The 16,654-nt window shown below is 73.0% G+C and carries 15 protein-coding genes; 8 read left to right on the top strand and 7 right to left on the bottom strand.

Going from position 1 to position 16,654, the window contains the following annotated elements:
• Window positions 1-3: 3 nt before the first annotated feature.
• Genes Aut01nite_RS36765 through Aut01nite_RS36745 form a run of 5 tightly spaced genes read left to right on the top strand, consistent with a single transcriptional unit; the run spans window position 4 to window position 4,551 of the window.
• Window positions 4-1,002 carry a TIGR03842 family LLM class F420-dependent oxidoreductase gene (locus Aut01nite_RS36765; RefSeq protein WP_043529015.1) on the top strand — a complete coding sequence of 333 codons (999 nt, stop codon included), beginning with the start codon at window positions 4-6 and terminating at the stop codon, window positions 1,000-1,002.
• On the top strand, window positions 999-1,841 hold the full coding sequence (locus Aut01nite_RS36760; protein WP_043529016.1) for an ABC transporter permease: 843 nt from the start codon (window positions 999-1,001) through the stop codon (window positions 1,839-1,841). Before Aut01nite_RS36765 ends, Aut01nite_RS36760 begins: the two co-directional genes overlap by 4 nt.
• Window positions 1,838-2,653: an ABC transporter ATP-binding protein gene (locus Aut01nite_RS36755; RefSeq protein WP_236642941.1), complete on the top strand. Its 816-nt coding sequence runs from the start codon at window positions 1,838-1,840 to the stop codon at window positions 2,651-2,653. Before Aut01nite_RS36760 ends, Aut01nite_RS36755 begins: the two co-directional genes overlap by 4 nt.
• Window positions 2,650-3,405 carry an ABC transporter permease gene (locus Aut01nite_RS36750; protein WP_043529017.1) on the top strand — a complete coding sequence of 252 codons (756 nt, stop codon included), beginning with the start codon at window positions 2,650-2,652 and terminating at the stop codon, window positions 3,403-3,405. Before Aut01nite_RS36755 ends, Aut01nite_RS36750 begins: the two co-directional genes overlap by 4 nt.
• A gap of 15 nt (window positions 3,406-3,420) precedes the next feature.
• Complete coding sequence (locus Aut01nite_RS36745) at window positions 3,421-4,551, top strand: ABC transporter substrate-binding protein (RefSeq protein ID WP_052164193.1); 1,131 nt, start codon at window positions 3,421-3,423, stop codon at window positions 4,549-4,551.
• A gap of 123 nt (window positions 4,552-4,674) precedes the next feature.
• On the opposite strand, the gene Aut01nite_RS36740 is transcribed toward Aut01nite_RS36745, so the two are convergent.
• The 6 genes from Aut01nite_RS36740 to Aut01nite_RS36715 all read right to left on the bottom strand — a co-directional run bounded on the left by Aut01nite_RS36740 (window position 4,675) and on the right by Aut01nite_RS36715 (window position 11,893).
• Window positions 4,675-5,451 (bottom strand): hypothetical protein, encoded by a 777-nt coding sequence (locus Aut01nite_RS36740; protein WP_043529018.1) that lies wholly within the window; start codon window positions 5,449-5,451, stop codon window positions 4,675-4,677.
• A gap of 66 nt (window positions 5,452-5,517) precedes the next feature.
• Window positions 5,518-6,387 (bottom strand): SCO6745 family protein, encoded by an 870-nt coding sequence (locus tag Aut01nite_RS36735; RefSeq protein WP_236642943.1) that lies wholly within the window; start codon window positions 6,385-6,387, stop codon window positions 5,518-5,520.
• Window positions 6,375-6,884, bottom strand: a complete 510-nt coding sequence (locus tag Aut01nite_RS36730; protein ID WP_043529019.1) for a hypothetical protein — start codon at window positions 6,882-6,884, stop codon at window positions 6,375-6,377. The genes Aut01nite_RS36735 and Aut01nite_RS36730 overlap by 13 nt, the downstream gene beginning before the upstream one ends.
• Before the next feature lie 21 nt (window positions 6,885-6,905).
• Window positions 6,906-9,188, bottom strand: a complete 2,283-nt coding sequence (locus tag Aut01nite_RS36725) for a putative bifunctional diguanylate cyclase/phosphodiesterase (protein WP_043529020.1) — start codon at window positions 9,186-9,188, stop codon at window positions 6,906-6,908.
• A complete protein-coding gene (locus tag Aut01nite_RS43995; protein ID WP_043529021.1) occupies window positions 9,185-11,023 on the bottom strand; it encodes a diguanylate cyclase domain-containing protein in 1,839 nt (612 codons plus the stop codon). The genes Aut01nite_RS36725 and Aut01nite_RS43995 overlap by 4 nt, the downstream gene beginning before the upstream one ends.
• Before the next feature lie 141 nt (window positions 11,024-11,164).
• Complete coding sequence (locus Aut01nite_RS36715; protein WP_043529022.1) at window positions 11,165-11,893, bottom strand: hypothetical protein; 729 nt, start codon at window positions 11,891-11,893, stop codon at window positions 11,165-11,167.
• A 173-nt stretch (window positions 11,894-12,066) separates the two neighbouring features.
• Here Aut01nite_RS36715 and Aut01nite_RS36710 point away from each other — a divergent pair, with 173 nt between their 5' ends.
• Window positions 12,067-13,467, top strand: a complete 1,401-nt coding sequence (locus Aut01nite_RS36710) for a serine/threonine-protein kinase (protein WP_043529023.1) — start codon at window positions 12,067-12,069, stop codon at window positions 13,465-13,467.
• A 125-nt stretch (window positions 13,468-13,592) separates the two neighbouring features.
• Here the strand turns inward: Aut01nite_RS36710 and Aut01nite_RS36705 are convergent, their stop codons facing one another.
• Window positions 13,593-14,603 carry a LacI family DNA-binding transcriptional regulator gene (locus Aut01nite_RS36705; RefSeq protein WP_043529024.1) on the bottom strand — a complete coding sequence of 337 codons (1,011 nt, stop codon included), beginning with the start codon at window positions 14,601-14,603 and terminating at the stop codon, window positions 13,593-13,595.
• A 78-nt stretch (window positions 14,604-14,681) separates the two neighbouring features.
• Between Aut01nite_RS36705 and Aut01nite_RS36700 the strand changes: the two genes are divergently transcribed.
• Both Aut01nite_RS36700 and gap read left to right on the top strand, forming a co-directional pair.
• Window positions 14,682-15,695: a GlxA family transcriptional regulator gene (locus Aut01nite_RS36700; RefSeq protein ID WP_043529025.1), complete on the top strand. Its 1,014-nt coding sequence runs from the start codon at window positions 14,682-14,684 to the stop codon at window positions 15,693-15,695.
• Window positions 15,692-16,648, top strand: coding sequence for a type I glyceraldehyde-3-phosphate dehydrogenase (gene gap, locus Aut01nite_RS36695; RefSeq protein ID WP_043529026.1), 957 nt, complete (start codon window positions 15,692-15,694; stop codon window positions 16,646-16,648). Before Aut01nite_RS36700 ends, gap begins: the two co-directional genes overlap by 4 nt.
• The last annotated feature ends 6 nt before the right edge of the window (window positions 16,649-16,654 follow it).

The raw sequence follows: 16,654 nt of genomic DNA, 5'->3' as shown, positions 1-16,654 counted from the left end.
GGAATGGACATCGGCGTCGTCTTGCAGAACGACCCACCCGCGCGGGAGATCGTCGAGTGGGCGAAGAAGGCCGAGGCGGCCGGCTTCAGCCACTTCTGGACCTTCGACTCGCACGTGCTCTGGCAGGAGCCGTACGTCGTCTACTCGGCGATCCTCGGCGCCACCGAACGGATCATCGTCGGCCCGATGGTGACCAACCCGGGCACCCGGGACTGGACGGTCACCGCCTCGGCCTTCGCGACCCTCAACGAGATGTACGGCAACCGCACCGTCTGCGGCATCGGCCGGGGCGACTCGGCGCTGCGGGTCCTGGGGCTCGCCCCGCAGACCCTCGGCCGGCTCCGCGAGAGCGTCCTCGCGATCAAGGGCCTCGGCAACGGCGAGAAGGTCACGGTCCGCGGGAGCGAGCTCCAGCTGGCCTGGGCCGCCGACAGCAGGCTCGAGGTCTGGGTGGCGGCCTACGGCCCGAAGGCCCTGGCCATCACCGGGGAGGTCGGTGACGGCTACATCCTGCAGCTCGCCGACCCGGACATCGCCGAATGGATGATCAAGGCGGTCCGGAAGGCCGCCGCCGACAAGCGGCGGGACCCGGACGCGATCACGTTCTGCGTGGCGGCCCCGGCCTACGTCGGCGACGACGTCGAGCACCAGCGGGAGCAGACCCGATGGTTCGGCGGGATGGTCGGCAACCACATCGCCGACATCGTCGCCCGCTACGGCGGTGAGGGCGGCGCGGTGCCGCAGGCGCTGACCGACTACATCAAGGCCCGGCAGGGGTACGACTACGCCGAGCACGGGCGGGCCGGCAACAGCCACACCTCGTTCGTGCCGGACGAGATCGTGGACCGGTTCTGCGTCCTCGGCCCGGTGGAGAACCACGTCGAACGCCTGCAGGAGCTCAAGGAGCTGGGCGTCGACCAGTTCGCCGTCTATCTCCAGCACGACGCCAAAGAGCAGACCCTTGCGGCGTACGGCCGGAGCATCATCCCGGCGTTCGGATGAGGCGTCTCCTCGCCGGCGTTGCCGGCCTGGCCACGGCCGTGCTCGTGTGGGAGGGCTACAAGGCCGTCGGTGCCCCCGAGGGGACCGTGGTGTTCGGCGTGCGAGTGCTCCCGCGCGCCGACGACCTCTCCATGCCGCACCTGTGGACGGTCCTGCGGCGGCTGGCCGGCCCGGAGATGACCGGTGGCCGCCCGGTGTGGCTGGTGGTGCTGGACGCCTGCCTGTTCACGCTCGGCATCACGGCCGCCGGTTTCCTCGCCGGAACCGTGATCGGCCTGGTCCTGGCCACGGCGATGCAACGGTTCCGGATCGTGGAGCGCGGCCTGCTGCCGTACGTCGTCCTCTCCCAGACCGTGCCCCTGGTCGCTCTCGCCCCACTGATCGCCGGGTGGGGCGGCACCCTGATGCCCCCGTGGGCGACGGTCGCGGTGATCGCCGCCTACCTGGCCTTCTTCCCGGTCGCGGTGGGCATGCTGCGCGGGCTCCAGTCACCGTCCGCCAGCGGTGTGGAGCTGATGCGCAGTTACGCGGCGGGTTGGTGGCGCACGCTGGTGAAGCTGCGCTTCCCGGCGGCGCTGCCGTACCTCTTCCCGGCGCTGCGCCTGGCCGGCGCGGCGGCGGTGGTCGGCGCGGTGGTCGGAGAGATCTCCACCGGCACCCGCGGCGGCATCGGCCGTCTGATCATCGAGTACTCGCGGGAGGCCACCTCGGACCCCGCCAAGGTCTACACGGCGATGCTCGGCGCGGCCCTGCTCGGCCTGCTGGTCGCCGGCCTCGTCAGTCTCCTGGAACTGCCGCTGATGCGGCACCGGCGCCACGTGGAGGTGGTGACGCTGTGAGCGCTCCGGCGAACTCGGATCCGGACGTCGTGCCCACGTCCGGGCCTGCGGACACGGCCTCGGTCGTCGTCGGCAACGTCACGAAGATCTTCAACCAGGGCCGCTCCGACGAGGTGCCGGCACTGTCCGACGTGGACCTGACGGTCGGATCCGGCGAGTTCGTGTCGCTGATCGGGCCGTCCGGGTGCGGCAAGAGCACCCTGTTGCGGCTGATCGCCGACCTGATCGAGCCGACCAGCGGCACGGTCACCGTCGCGGGCCGCCCGGCCGCGCAGGCGCGCCGCGAGCAGGAGTACGGCATCGCCTTCCAGCAGGCCGGTCTCCTCGAATGGCGGACCGTGCGCCGCAACGTCGAGTTGCCGCTCGAGCTGCGCGGCGTGGGCCGGGCCGAGCGCCGGGCCCGGGCCGAGGAGATGCTGGAGCTGGTCGGGCTCGCCGACTTCGCCGGCCACTACCCCGGCCAGCTCTCCGGCGGCATGCAGCAGCGGGTCGCGATCGCCCGGGCGCTGGCGGTCCAGCCGCCGCTGCTGCTGATGGACGAGCCGTTCGGCGCCCTCGACGAGATGACCCGCGAGCGGCTCCAGTCCGAGCTGCTCGGTATCTGCGCGAAGACCGGCACCAGCACGGTCTTCGTCACCCACTCGATCTCCGAGGCGGTGTTCCTCTCCGACCGGGTGGTGGTCATGTCGGCCCGGCCGGGCCGGATTCGTGCGTCGATCGCGGTGGAGCTGCCGTCCCGGGACGAGGCCGGGCGGCAGGCTCCGGTCTACTTCGAGAAGATCACCGAGGTACGACAGGCGCTGCGCTCATGAGACGCGTACTCCCGCCGGTGCTCTTCGGTCTTCTCGCCCTGGTCCTGTGGGAGGTGCTCGTGACGGCCGGGCGGGTCGCGCCGTTCATCCTCCCGGCCCCCTCGGCGATCGGCGCGCAGATCGTCGAGCAGCGCGGCAACATCGGGGACGCGGCCCTGGCCAGCGGCGCGAACGCCCTCGTGGGCCTGATCGGCGGCACTCTCCTGGCGGTGTGCGCGGCGCTGGCCGCCAGCCGGTCGACGCTGCTCGGCGACGTGTCGATCCCGTTCGCCGCGGTGATCAACGCGCTGCCGATCATCGCGCTCGCCCCGATTCTCAACAACATGTTCGAGTCGACCAGCAGCGTCCCGCGCCGCCTGGTCACCGGCATCGTGGTGTTCTTCCCGGTCTTCCTCAACCTGCTGCGCGGGCTGCGCGAGGTGAGCCCGGTCCATCAGGAGCTGATGCGCACCTACGCCGCCTCCGGCTGGACCTTCGCCCGCAAGGTACGGCTGCCGGGCGCGCTCCCCCACCTCTTCACCGGCCTGCGGCAGGCGTCGTCGCTGGCCGTGATCGCCGCGGTCGTCGCCGAGTACTTCGGCGGGCTGCAGGACGGGCTCGGCGCCCGGATCACGTCCGCCGCCGCGTTCACCGCCTATCCCCGGGCCTGGGCCTTCGTGGCCGGCGCCTGCCTGCTCGGCCTGACCTTCTACCTGGTCACGCTCCTGCTGGAGCGTCTGGCCATGCCCTGGAAAAGAAATCTGATCAGCTAGTTAGGGGTTCGCCTCGTGAAGATCTCCCGCCTCCTTCTCGCGTCGGTGCTCGCTCTGGGCGCCTGCGGCACCGCCGACACACCCAGCACCCCCGCCCCCGGCGCGAGCGGCGCGCTCACCCCGGTCAAGCTGCAGTTACAGTGGTTCTACCAGGCCCAGTTCGCCGGCTACATCGCCGCCGTCGACCAGGGGTTCTACCGGGAGCAGGGCCTCGACGTCGAGCTGCTGGAGGGCGGCGTCGACATCGTTCCGCAGACGGTCCTGGCCCAGGGCAAGGCCGACTACGCGGTCGCCTGGGTGCCGAAGGCGCTCGCCTCCCGCGAGCAGGGCGCCGGGATCACCGACGTGGCGCAGATCTTCGCCCGCTCCGGCACCTACCAGGTCGCCTGGAAGGACAGCGGCATCACCGAGGCCGCCGATCTGAGGGGCAAGAAGGTCGGCAACTGGGGTTTCGGCAACGAGTTCGAGCTGTTCGCCGGGATGACCAAGGCCGGGCTCGACCCCGGTAAGGACGTCACCCTGGTGCAGCAGCAGTTCGACATGCAGGCGCTGCTGAAGAAGGAGATCGATGCGGCGCAGGCGATGAGCTACAACGAGTACGCCCAGCTCCTGGAGGCGAAGAACCCGGCGACCGGCAAGCTGTACACCGCCGGCGACTTCTCGATCATCGACTGGAAGACCGAGGGCTCGTCGATGCTGCAGGACGCGGTCTGGGCGAACACCGAGAAGTTGAGCGACCCGGCGTACCAGCAGCAGACCGTGAAGTTCCTGACCGCCACGATCAAGGGCTGGGCGTTCTGCCGGGACAACGCGGAGAAGTGCCGGGACCTGGTCGTCGCCAAGGGCTCGAAGCTCGGCAGGAGCCACCAGCTGTGGCAGATGAACGAGACCAGCAAGCTGATCTGGCCGGCCACCGGCGCGGGCATCGGGGTGATCGACGAGGCGGCCTGGAAGCAGACCGTGGACATCTCGATGACCACGAGGAACCAGACCGGCGACAGCGTCCTCACGAAGGCCCCGGAAGGTCTGGCCTACACCAACGACTACATCAACCAGGCGATCGAGCAGGCCAAGGCGGCCGGCGTCGACGTGACCGGCTCGTCCTTCCAGCCGGCCACCGTGACCCTCACCGAGGGCGGCGCCTGACCGCCTCCGAGCGCGTGTGGAGCTGGGGCGCGCTGGACGGCCCGGCTCCACACGCGCACGGTCACCACCCCGCGTGCGTGCTTCGGGCGCCCCGGACGGCCCGGCTCCACACGCGCTCGGAGGTCAGACGGGGATGAGACGGGCGGCGAGGGCGACGGCGGTCAGGTCGCCCTTGCGGAGTTTCTCGGCGGCGTCGGCCTCGCCCAGGGCCTCCAGGCGGCCCGCCGAGGCGTCGACCAGCGCCTCCTCCCCCTCGAGCAGGCGGCGCGCGATGCGGGACTGGGCGGGACTGAGCGTCGCGTAGGCGCACCGGTCGAGGGCGGCGATCATCTCGTCGTCCAGGTGCCCGGCCATCGCCCGCTCCGTGACGATCTTGATGAGCCAGGCGGGCCACCAGCTGTACTTACCGATGATCATGCCGGAGTGCATGGCCGCCGCCGGCTCATGCCCGGCCGCCAGCATCCGGACCGCCACGTCACCGTCGAACCGCTCCATCCGCATCGCGCCGACGAAGATCCGCAGGATCTGCTGGGTCTTGAGGAACTCCTCGGCCGCGTGCGCGGCGTCACCGAACCGCCCCTCCAGCAGGTGGCAGACCGCATGGACCTCGGCGAGGGAGAACGCCTCACCGGCCCGCTCCGCGAGCCGCTCCACCGTGGCGATCAGCCGCTCCACTCCCTTCTGCGAACGATCGGCCAGCTCCTCGCTCTGCGGCTTGTTGAGGTGCCGGACCACCACATCGGTGGCGATCTCCGCCTCCCGGCGCAGCAACTGCGAGCTGATCTTCGCGTTTATCAGGTCACCCAACCCCTCGGTCAGGTAAGCGGCGTCGAACCGCTCGGAGGCCTCTTGGAACTGCGCCCACCAGGACGCCGGGTGTCTCCGCTGATGTTGTGTCACGCACCTAGCGTGACGTACTGACTACTCTCCGGCAAACGATTCCGGCGAGACGATGAGTTAGCACTCTCACCGCCGATTAGCCTCAACCAGGGTGGCCGGATTCAGCAGGCCCGCCTTCACCACCGTGCGGCTCAACGGCCGGGTCAGGGCGGCCAGCCGCAGGCACCCCTCCTCGCCGAGAACCCGGTACGCCGGCTCGGCCAGCCGGTCGGTCGTCTCCTCCAGCCCGGCCCGCAGCCGGACCCCGGCCTCGGTCAGCCCGCTCTCCCCCAGCAGCCCCCGGCCGCGCAGGTCGTCCTCGGCGGCGGCCCACGCCTCCCGGCCCCAGCCGCGGGTCGCCTGGAGGAACCGCGGCTCGATCTCGCCGCTGGCGGCGTGCAGCACGATCGCGTCGAGCCCGCCGATCCCGGCCGCGACGAGCGCCGCCACGTGCCCGTCACCCCGGAACTCGCGGAGCAGCATCTGCGCGTGGAAGAGCACCAGATGCGGCTGCTCCGGCCAGGGCAGATCGGCGTGCGCGGCGAACAACGGCCGGCCGTGCGGCTGCTCGCTCGCGGCCAGCGCCGCGGTGCGGGCCAGCGCGGCCGCCTCCGCCACCTCGGGGCCGCCGAGCACCTCGGCGCCCAGGCCGCGGGTCAGGGCCGCGTCCGCGGCGTCCAGGCGGGCCGCGACGAGCTGCTCCGGAGTGGCCTTCGCCCAGGCCGACGGCAGCGCGCGGCGCACCCGGCGCGGGCTGAAGTTGTAGAAGGTGGCGATCACCGGGCCCGGGCCGACCGGCCCGAACGCGGCCGCCCGGGAGGCGAAGTAGCCGTCCATCGGATCCAGGCCGAACGCGGCGTACCGCTCCGGGGCCTCGGGCACGAAGTAGACCATCGCGTGCAGCGGCTCGGTCACCCGCCAGGCGAGTCGGTACGGGCTCTCGGTCACGGTTCCCACGGCAGCTCCTCGGCGTGCACGGTCTCTGCGGCGGTGACCGCCCCGGAATGGCGTGGCGCGGGCCGCGCCGACACCGTATGCCATCGGCCGGACCGCCGGGCAGCCTCCAGGACCACCAGATGCACCGGAACCGGCGGCGGCGGGAACGGGCCGGCGCCCCAGCGCACCCAGATCGCGACCCGTCCGGCGGCGGCCTCGGCGAGCAGCTTGTCGACGGTGCGCTGCCGGTCGGTGCGGTCCACCTCGATCGCGATCGGCGGGCCGCTCGGCCGCGCGCACGCGACGTCGAGCACCGACTTCCCGCGCAGCGGCGGGGGCAGCGGGAAGACGCTCGGCGCCCGCCGGTAGACACGCCAGCCCTGCCAGTCGGCCCATTTCGCGATCTCGTCGGTGATCCGCGCGGTGGCCTCGCCCTCGGGCAGGTCGGCGAAGGTGACCCGCTCCAGCCACTCGCGCAGCGACCGGGCAGTGCTCGTTGCGTCGTCGGCCGCGTCCATGGGCCGTACGATAGCGGGATCTCACGCCGCGGCGGCCACCCGGCGCCGGGCCGCGAAGATCTCGGTGAGCTGCTCGGCCGGCATCGGCCGGCCCAGGTGGTAACCCTGCCCGACGGTGTAACCGAGCCGGCGCAGCCGGTCCGCCTGCTCCTGGTTCTCGATGCCCTCGGCCACCGTGTCCAGGCCGAGAGCGCCGGCGAGCTGCACCACCGCGCGGGCCACCGCCTGCCGGGCCTCGGCCGCCGGGGTGCCCGGCTCGTCCAGCTCGATGCCGTCGACGAACGACTTGTCGAGCTTCACGATCGCCGCCGGGAACGCGCGCAGCAGGCTCAGCGACGACTCGCCGGTGCCGAAGTCGTCGAGCGCCAGCCGTACCCCCATGGCGTGTACCTCGTGCAGCACCCGGGACACCTGCTGGCCGCGCAGCACCGCCGACTCGGTCAGTTCCAGCACCAGGCGGTTCGCGGGCAGGCCGGAGTCCGCGACGGCGGCGGCCACGTCGGCGGCGAAGTCCGGGTCGTGCAGCTGGCGCACCGACACGTTCGGGGCGGCCTTGTCCAGCACGTCCGGGCCGAACGCGGCGATCCACGCGGCCGCCTGCCGGCAGGTCTCGCGCAGCACCCAGCGGCCCAGCGGCACGATCAGGCCGGTACGTTCCGCGGCCGGGATGAACTCGGCCGGCGACACCAGCCCCCGGTCCGGGTGCTCCCAGCGGACCAGCGCCTCCACGCCGGTGATCCGGCCGTCGCGGAGGTCCACGATCGGCTGGTAGACGAGCCGGAACTCGCCGGCGTCCAGAGCCCTTCGCAGGTCGCCGCCGAGCCGGGCGTGCGCCGACGCGGGCCGTTCCATGCCGTCGGCGTACCGTACCCAGTTGGCCCGCCCGCGCTGCTTGGCGGCGTAGAGGGCGGCGTCGGCGCCGCGCAGCAACCGGCTCGCCGGCGTGCCCCGCGCCGCGGTCGCCAGGCCGGCGCTGAACTGCACGAGCAGCCGCTGCTCGCCGAGCGGCAGCGCGGTCGCGGCGGTGATCCGCTCCGCGACCGCCTCACCGGCCGTGTCGCCGGGCAGCAGCACCGCGAACTCGTCGCCGGCCAGCCGGGCCACCTCGGCGCCCGGGCCGGCCGCCGCCCGCAGCACGTCGGCGAAGGCGACCAGGAGCCCGTCCCCGGCGTCGTGGCCGAGCGAGTCGTTGACCGTCTTGAACTCGTCCAGGTCGGCCAGCACCACCGTGGCCGGGCCGGTCGCCAGGGCGGCCTCCAGACTCCGGCGGAACAGGGCCCGGTTGGCCAGGCCGGTCAGCGGGTCGTGGGTGGCCTCGTGCCGCAGCCGCGCCTCCGACTCCTGCTTCTCCCGCAGCAGCCGGGTGTTCTCCCGGAACACCACGTACTGCCGGACCGCGACGAGGCCCGTGACGACGACCGCCGCCGCCACCATCAACCGGCCCTCCGGGACGCCGGGCGCCCAGAAGCGTGCGCGGATCAGCACGTCGACGACCGGGACGTCGACGGCCAGCACCGCCAGATAGGGCAGCCAGACGTTGGCGGCGCCGCGCGGGGCCTCGACCGCGGCGCGCATCTGCCGGCGGGCGGCGAGCGCGATCAGCAGGCCGCAGACCGGCATGCACACCGCCTGCCCGGGCAGGATGCCGTGGTAGCCGCCGAGGACGGCGAGCAGCGCCACCGCGGCCGCACCCAGACCGGTCGAGGCGACCAGCCGCATCGCGGTCCGGTCCACCGGCCCGCCCGCGATGTACGCCACCTTGGTGATCGAGCCGGCCGCGAACAGGCAGGCCAGCAACAGCACCGACACCGCCGACGCGGTCCACGGCTCGGACGCCCAGATCATCGGGGAGATGCCGAAATGCCACAGCACGGTGACACAGCCGAGGAACGCGATGGTCCGGTCCAGCCACTGCTTGCCGCGTTCGTACCAGCTCGTCACCCCGAGCGGCACCTGGGCCACGCCCCACATCGCCACGAGCACGCCGGTGCCGATCAGCGCGGCGCCGGCCGGGGGCATCGCGGGCATCTCCGGGGCGGTCCGCACCGCCGCCACGGCCAGCAGCGTGAACCCGGCCGCGAACAGGTAGCAGCAGATCTCCAGCAGCACCCAGAACCGGCGGCCGGCCGGGGCCGGTGGGACCGCCCGGCGCAGCGAGCGCGCGGCGAGGCCGGCGATCCCCATGGACAGCGGCATGAACAGGTAGCCGACGGCGACCGGGCCGGGCGTGAAGGCGACCCAGCACAGGTACCAGAGGGTGCCGAGCAGGCAGATCGCGGCGGTGGCGACGGTGTGGCGTCTCATGACGTGTACGCCCGGGTCTGCTGTTTCTCCTCGTACATCCGCAAGTCCGCGGCGTTGAGCAGCTGATCCGGCTCGGCCGCCGGCCCGGTGGCGACCCCGATGCTGGCGCCCACCCGCAGCGGCCGGCCGCCGGCCTCGGCCGGGGCCCGCAGCGCGGCCCGCAACCGGCCGGCGAGCCGTTCGCCCGCCGCCGCGTCCCCACCGGCCAGCACCGCGAACTCGTCGCCGCCCAGCCGGGCCGGGACGTCGCCGGGGCCCGCACAGGAGCGCAACAGCCCGGCCACGTGGCGCAGGATCCCGTCGCCGGCGGCGTGGCCGTACGTGTCGTTGATCTGTTTGAAGCCGTTGAGGTCGATCAGCAGCACCGTGACGTCCCCGGCGCGCGCGGCCATCGCCGCGGTGAACTCGCGCCGGTTCGCCAGCCCGGTCAGCTCGTCGTGCCCGGCCTGGTAGCTGAGCCGTTCGTGCAGCTCCCGGGACTCGGTGACGTCGCGGGAGTTGCAGACCACGCCGCCGATGCCGCGCTTGTCGGTGAGGTTCACCGACACCACCTCGAGCCACCGCCACGATCCGTCGGCGTGCCGGTACCGGCCCTGGTAGGTCAGTTCCGCGCCGGGCGTGCCGTACAGGCGGTCCAGCTCGTCCTGGAGGCGGGCCCGGTCCTGCCGGTGCAGGATGTCCAGGGCGCAACGGCCCATCACGGACGCCACCGGGTGCCCGAGGATCCGTTCCACCGCCGGGCTGACGTACTGGAAGTCCCCGTTCGCCGAAGCGATCGAGATGATCTCGCTGGAGTGCTCCAGCAGCGAGGTGAGCCGCTGCTCCCGGTTGCGGATCTCGCCGAGCAGGCGGTTGTTCTCGGTCAGCGCCACCACCTGCCGGGCCACCACCAGGGCCACGTTGACCAGCAGCCCGGCCAGGGCGCCCCAGGCGGAGACCCCGAGACCCTGCACCGCGAGGACGATCACCAGGGCGACGGCGCAGATCACGGTTCCGGCGTACGGCAGGAGGGCGTACCGCCGCCGCGACGCCCATCCCCACCACTGCAGGCCGTCCAGCCCCTCGACGCCGTGCAGCTCCTGGATCCGGGGCCCGGCGAGCACCACGAAGAACGGGATGACCAGCACCGCCATCTGCACACCGGTGCTCGCCGACTCCGGCAGCATCACGCTCGCCACCGCGATCAGCACCGTGGACGCCACCAGGGCGACCGCCGAGGCCGGGGTCAGCGGTGCCTCCCCGCTCAGACCGCAGCGCACCGAGACGAACACACCGCACAGCACCACGGCACAGCCGAAGACCGCCACCAGGTAGTCGGCCGGACCCACCTGGGCCAGGCCGGGCCGGGTCATCAGGCACCAGGCCACCACGCCGGCGGAGCTGCTGACGATCCCGGTGTCGAGCAGCAGCCGGTTCCAGTCCCGGGACGGCCAGCGCCGGTCCGGGCGCTGGATCAGCGCGACCACGAACACCACCGCGACGCCGAGCATCACCGCGACCGACTGCGCCGGGTGGAAGACGATCTCGTCGGTCTCCGGGCCGAGGACGACGCTCACCAGCTGTGTCACGTCACCGGCGCAGAAGATCAGCCCGCCCGCGGCCACCGCCTGCCAGAACCGGCGGGCGTGCAACGGCAGCCCGGGCAGCCGGTAGACCCGGCGGGACAGCCAGAACTGCAGCAGGTCGAGGATCGGGGCGATCGTCCAGCCGGCCAGGATCTGCCGGCGGGGCGGGCCCACGTCCAGCAGGAAGCCGCCGAGCACCAGGAGACCTGCCGCCGCGAGCAGGATCAGGACGGGGTCCTGCCGCAGTGGGGCGCGCACCGCTGAGGGCATGCCGACTCTCCCGTTCTACTCCGGCCGTCCCCGGCTGCAATCGACCGCGACCGCCGGGTCCTTAGCGAAAACGCCGGTGACCGGCACGCCCCGGCTTGTCATGGCGGGTGGGGCGTACCGGTCACCGGTGGTCGCGGGGGCTCACGCGCCCTCTTCGTCCTCCTCGGGGGCGTCGGCGGTCGGCTCGGCGGTCGGCTCGGTGACCGGCTCGGTCGGCGCGGCCGTCTCCGCGGGGGTGGAAGGCTCGGCCGAGTCCGACGGGGCCGGCGCGGACGGGGCCGGCGCGGACGGGGCCGGCGCGGACGGCTCCGGGGCCGTGGCGGGCGGCGTGGAGACCGACGGAGACGGGCTGGTGGTCGGCGAGGTCACCGGGGCCGGCGACGTCGGCTTCGGGGCGGTCACCTTCCCGGACGCCTGGACCTTGGCGGCGGTGTAGGCGCTGTCCAGCCGGGTGCCGGTGATCGACACCTTCAGGCCGGCGCCGAGCGACGCGGCCTTGACCTTCTTACCGTTCACCACGATCTGGGCGGTCGGGGCGACGGTCATCGTGACGGTCTTGCCGCGGACGTCCGTGGTGCCGCTCTTCACGGCCACCGTGATCTTCCCAGCGGCGGCGGCGGTGATCGTACCGCTGGCCTGGAAGTTGGCCTTGACCTTCTTGACCGGCGCGGGTTTCGGCTTCGTGGGGGCCGGGGTCGTCGGCTTCTTGGCGGGGGTCGTGGGCTTCTTGGCGGGGGCCACCGGCTTCTTGGCCGCGGCGGCCTTCGCGAAGGCTCCGGACGGCGCGGCGTAGGCGACACCGGCGCCGGTGGTGGAGACGGTGACGGCCGCGGCGATGGCGACGGCGACAGCGGTACGGCGCATGCGCATGGGGAGAACTCCTCAGCTCGGGTGACACCCATGTTTCGCACCGCCGGGTGCGGCCCGGTGCGCTGTGCGGTTGCCGATCGGTTGCCGTGCAGATTTCTCATCGACGGTGAGATGCGCCGCCCGCGACACTCGCGGGAGTTGACATGCCCGCCGCACTGGGTGAATGTCCTGGCATGCACGAAGTTTGGCCGGACTCGGGCGTCCTCCTCGCCTCGCGGTACCGCCTCGTCACCCTGTTGGAGACCGGCGGCATGGCGCAGGTCTGGCGGGCCACCGACGAGCTGCTGGACCGGCCGGTCGCGGTCAAGCTTCCGGCCGGTGACACCCGGGCCGCGCACCTGGCCTGGCGGGAGGCCCGCTTCGCGGCGCGACTGTCGCATCCGGGCATCGCCGCCGTGCACGACTACCGGGAGGCGGTCCGCCCGGACGGCTCGGTCGCCCCGTTCGTGGTGATGGAGCTGCTCGGCGGGGAGACCGTGGCGGCCCGGCTGCACGACAGCGGCGGCCCGATCCCGTGGGGCGAGGCGGTGTCGATCGGCACCGCCGTCGCCGAGGCCCTCGCCGCGGCACACGCCGCCGGGGTGGTGCACCGCGACATCAAGCCGGGCAACGTGATGCTCTGCCCGGGCGGGGTCAAACTGCTCGACTTCGGGATCAGCGCGGCCGCCGGCGAGCCGGACGACGACGAGACCGGCGCGAGTTTCGGCACCCCCGCCTACGCGGCGCCGGAACGCCTGGACGGCAAACCCGCCGAACCCGCCACCGACCTGTACGGCCTCGGCGTGCTGCTGTTCGAGATGGTGACCGGCGAGCCGCCCTACGACGTCAACACCTGGGAGGAGCTGGCCGCCGCCCAGGCGCACGGGCCCACCCCGCTGCCGGAGACGCTGCCCGCCCGCCTCCGCGAGCTGATCATGCGCTGTCTCGACGAGGACCCGGCGCATCGCCCGTCCGCCGCGCAGGCCCGCCGGATCCTGTCCCGGCTGATCCCGTCCGCCCCGGCCCGGCTCACCATCCCGCTGCCCGGCCGCCCGCCGACCGGGCACGCCAAGGTGCTGCCGTCCTACCGCCGGGCGTCCTCGCCACCGGTCCGCCGGGCGGCGGTGGGGGCCGTCCTGGTGATGACCGGTGTCGTCGTCGTGGCGGTGGTCAACGCGGTCGGCTCGCCGGACCGCGAGCCCGAGTTCGCCCAGCCCATCGTCGTGACCACCACCTCGGCCTCGACCGCGTCCGCGTCCGCCGTCCCGGCGCCGCCGGACGCCTCCCCGGAGGTGGAGGTGACCGCCGCGCGGGAGACGCCGACGACACGACCTCCGCTGAACGTGGACGCCGCCGTGAGCCGGGTCCGGGTCGCCGTCGAGGAGGGCGAGGCCAACGGGGAGATCCGCGCCGACGTGGCCCTCGACTTCAAGAACCTGCTGCGCCTGATCGATCCGGAGGACGGCGCCGCCGTCACCGAACAGATCGACCAGCTGCGCCGCAAGGTCCGCCAGCGGCTCGACGAGCGGGGCATCTCCGCGGCCCGGGCCGCCGTCCTTCAGGAACGCCTCGCCGACCTGCGCGCGAGCGTGTAGCGAACCGGCTGGTCGTCAGCCGGGGAGACCGCGCGAGCCCGCAGCGGGCCCGTCGGCCGCAACCCCGGCCCACCCGCCGGGGACGGCCACGGTTCGTCTCGGTGGCTTCGTACGACATCGAGGTCCTAAGCGGAGCCACGCAGGATCAGCCGGGTGGGCAGCACCGTCTCCCACGCCGTCGAGTCGTCGCCGTCGATCTTGGCCAGCAACAGCCGGACCATCTCCTGGCCCATCTGCTCGACCGGCTGGTAGACGCTGGTCAGCGGCGGATCGGTGTGCCGCGCGACCACCGAGTCGTCGAAGCCGATCACCGCGACGTCCTCCGGCACGCGGCGCCCGGCCCGGCGCAGCACCCGCAGCGCGCCGGCGGCCATCATGTCGGAGGCGCAGAACACGGCGTCGATCTGCGGGTACTGCTGGAGCAGCCACTCCATCGCGGTCGCGCCGCTGAGCTCGCCGAAGTCGCCGCGGGCCGCCGGGCCGTCGCCGACCACGTCGCGATAGCCGTCGTAACGGGCGGTGCCGACCGCCATGTCGAGCGGGCCGGTGATCGTGGCGATGCAGCGCCGGCCCTGCTCACGCAGGTAGGTGACGGCCGCCCGGGCGCCGCCACGGTTGTCGGCGTCGACGAAGCTGACCGGCTCCGGGTGGTAGGGCCGGTCGGCGCGGACCGTCGGCACGCCGCGCTCCTCCAGGATCGCCGGCAGCGGGTCGTCGCCGTGCAGCGACAGCAGCAGCGCCCCGTCCACGTGCTGGCGGGTGAGGTAGCCCTCGAGCTGGCGGCGCTCCTCCGGCGCCTGCGCGATCATCAGGACCATCTGCAGGTTCCGCGCGACGAGCACGGACGAGATGGACTGCACGATGCGGCCGAAGAACGGCTCGGCGAAGAACCGCTCCCCCGACTCGAAGATCACCAGAGCGATCGAATCGGTACGCTGAGTGACGAGCGCGCGCGCCGCCCGGTTCGGCACGTAGCCGAGCGCGTCGATGGCCTCCTGCACGGCTTCCCGTGCTTTCGGGCTGACCTGCGCCGACCCGTTGACGACCCGGGACACCGTCCCACGGCCGACCCCGGCCCGGGCCGCCACTTCCTCCAACGTCGGGCGCCCGGTCGAGCGGCTCCGGTCTTCCCTCATCGCTGACCGTCCTTTCCGCGACCGACCCACGGTACACGCGCTGTTCACACGTTTCCAGGCACCATGCACAGTTGAGGGGTGCGGCCCCACCGAATAGCGATCCTGGTCCTGCCCGGCGCCAACCCTCTGGACGTCGGGATCATCGCGCAGTTGTTCAGCCCGCGGCACGGCCTGCCCTACGAGTTGAGGCATTGCTCTCTGGAGGCCGGGCCGGTGACCGGGCGTGACGGACTCGGCTTCGTCGTCGAGCACGATCTCTCCGTGCTGGCCGACGCCGACACCGTGATCGTGCCCGCCTGGGCCACGCCCACCACCACCGCCGCGCCGCCGGACCCCCGGGCTCTGGACGCGCTGCGGGAGGCCGCGGGCCGGGGCGCCCGCACGGTGTCGATCTGCACGGCGGCCTTCGTCCTGGCCGCGGCCGGGTTGCTGGACGGCCGCCGCGCGACCACGCACTGGTCGCGCACCGAGCTACTCGCCCGGACCTACCCGGAGATATCGGTCGTGGAGGATGTGCTCTTCGTCGACGAGGGGCAGATCCTCACCTCCGCGGGCCAGGCCGCCGGGATCGACCTCTGCCTGCACCTGATCCGCCGCGACCACGGGGTGCGCGCGTCCAACGACGTGGCCCGGAGCATCGTCGCCGCGCCGTACCGCAGCGGCGGCCAGCCCCAGGTGATCGCCCGCAGCCTGCCGGAATCCCTCGGCGACGTCTTCGCCGCCACCCGCGAATGGGCGCTGCACCACCTCGGCGAGCCGATCGGCGTGCCGGAGATGGCCCGGCACGCGGGCGTGTCCACGCGCACCTTCGGCCGCCGGTTCGTCGAGGACACCGGCTACACCCCGATGCAGTGGATCCTGCGCGCCCGCGTCGACCTGGCCCGGCAGGTCCTGGAGACCACCGATCTCGGTGTCGACCAGGTCGCCGCCCGCTGCGGGCTGGGCACCGGCGCCAACCTGCGGCTGCACTTCCAGCGGATCCTCGGGACCACGCCGAGCGACTACCGGCGCGCGTTTGGCGGAAAGCTTGCGCGATCTGTCGCTGCGCCACCTGCCCCCGACCGGGCGCCGCGAGCAGAGTCGAGGGCATGAGAATCGCCATCAACGGTTTCGGGCGGATCGGCCGCAGCGTCCTGCGGGCCGCCCCCGGCACGATCGTCGCCGTCAACGACCTCACCGACGCCCGGACCCTCGCTCACCTGCTGCGTTACGACAGCACCCTGGGCCGCTTCCCCGGCACCGTCGTGGCCGGCGAGGACCACCTGATCGTCGACGGCCACAAGATCGCGGTGACCGCCGAGCCCGACCCGTCCCGGCTGCCCTGGGACGACATCGACGTCGCCGTCGAGTCGACCGGCCGGTTCACCACCGGCGCCGCCGCCCACCGGGCCCGCAAGGTCCTGGTCACCGCCCCGGCCAAGGACGCGGACATCACCATCGCGTACGGGATCAACCACGGCGACTACGACCCCGACCGGCACCGGGTCGTCTCCAACGCGTCGTGCACCACCAACGCCCTCGCCCCGGTCGCGTCGGTGCTGGACGATCTGGCCGGCATCGAGGCCGGGTCGATGACCACGATCCACGCGTACACCCAGGAGCAGAACCTGCAGGACGGCCCGCACCGCGACCCGCGCCGGGCCCGCGCCGCCGCCCTCAACATCGCGCCGACCACCACCGGGGCGGCCACCGCGATCGGCGCGGTGCTGCCCCGCCTGGACGGCAGGCTGACCGGCTACTCGGTGCGGGTGCCGGTTCCGGTCGGTTCCCTGGTCGAACTGAACGCGCTGGTCAGCCGGGAGGTCACCGCCGCGGAGATCAACAGCGCGTTCGAGGCGGCCGCCACCGGCCCGCTGCGCGGGGTGCTGGAGTTCGCCACCGATCCGCTGGTCTCCTCCGACATCACCGGCAATCCGGCATCCTCGATCTTCGACTCGCTGCTGACCGCCGCGAACGGCCGCCTGGTCAAGGCGGTCGCCTGGTACGACAACGAATGGGGGTTCGCCAACCGGGTCGTCGACACATTGACGCTGCTCGGCCGTTAACCTGTG

Origin of the sequence: Actinoplanes utahensis, assembly GCF_016862455.1 — a bacterium.
GTDB classification, from domain to species: domain Bacteria; phylum Actinomycetota; class Actinomycetes; order Mycobacteriales; family Micromonosporaceae; genus Actinoplanes; species Actinoplanes utahensis.
This window is presented reverse-complemented; position numbering and strand designations above follow the sequence as displayed.

Coding starts and splice junctions, on each gene's coding strand:
- Aut01nite_RS36710 (WP_043529023.1), top strand. CDS start 12,067: ATGCACGAAGTTTGGCCGGACTCGGGCGTCCTCCTCGCCTCGCGGTAC.
- Aut01nite_RS36725 (WP_043529020.1), bottom strand. CDS start 9,188: ATGAGACGCCACACCGTCGCCACCGCCGCGATCTGCCTGCTCGGCACC.
- Aut01nite_RS36715 (WP_043529022.1), bottom strand. CDS start 11,893: ATGCGCATGCGCCGTACCGCTGTCGCCGTCGCCATCGCCGCGGCCGTC.
- Aut01nite_RS36760 (WP_043529016.1), top strand. CDS start 999: ATGAGGCGTCTCCTCGCCGGCGTTGCCGGCCTGGCCACGGCCGTGCTC.
- Aut01nite_RS36765 (WP_043529015.1), top strand. CDS start 4: ATGGACATCGGCGTCGTCTTGCAGAACGACCCACCCGCGCGGGAGATC.
- Aut01nite_RS43995 (WP_043529021.1), bottom strand. CDS start 11,023: ATGCCCTCAGCGGTGCGCGCCCCACTGCGGCAGGACCCCGTCCTGATC.
- Aut01nite_RS36705 (WP_043529024.1), bottom strand. CDS start 14,603: ATGAGGGAAGACCGGAGCCGCTCGACCGGGCGCCCGACGTTGGAGGAA.
- Aut01nite_RS36730 (WP_043529019.1), bottom strand. CDS start 6,884: ATGGACGCGGCCGACGACGCAACGAGCACTGCCCGGTCGCTGCGCGAG.
- gap (WP_043529026.1), top strand. CDS start 15,692: ATGAGAATCGCCATCAACGGTTTCGGGCGGATCGGCCGCAGCGTCCTG.
- Aut01nite_RS36750 (WP_043529017.1), top strand. CDS start 2,650: ATGAGACGCGTACTCCCGCCGGTGCTCTTCGGTCTTCTCGCCCTGGTC.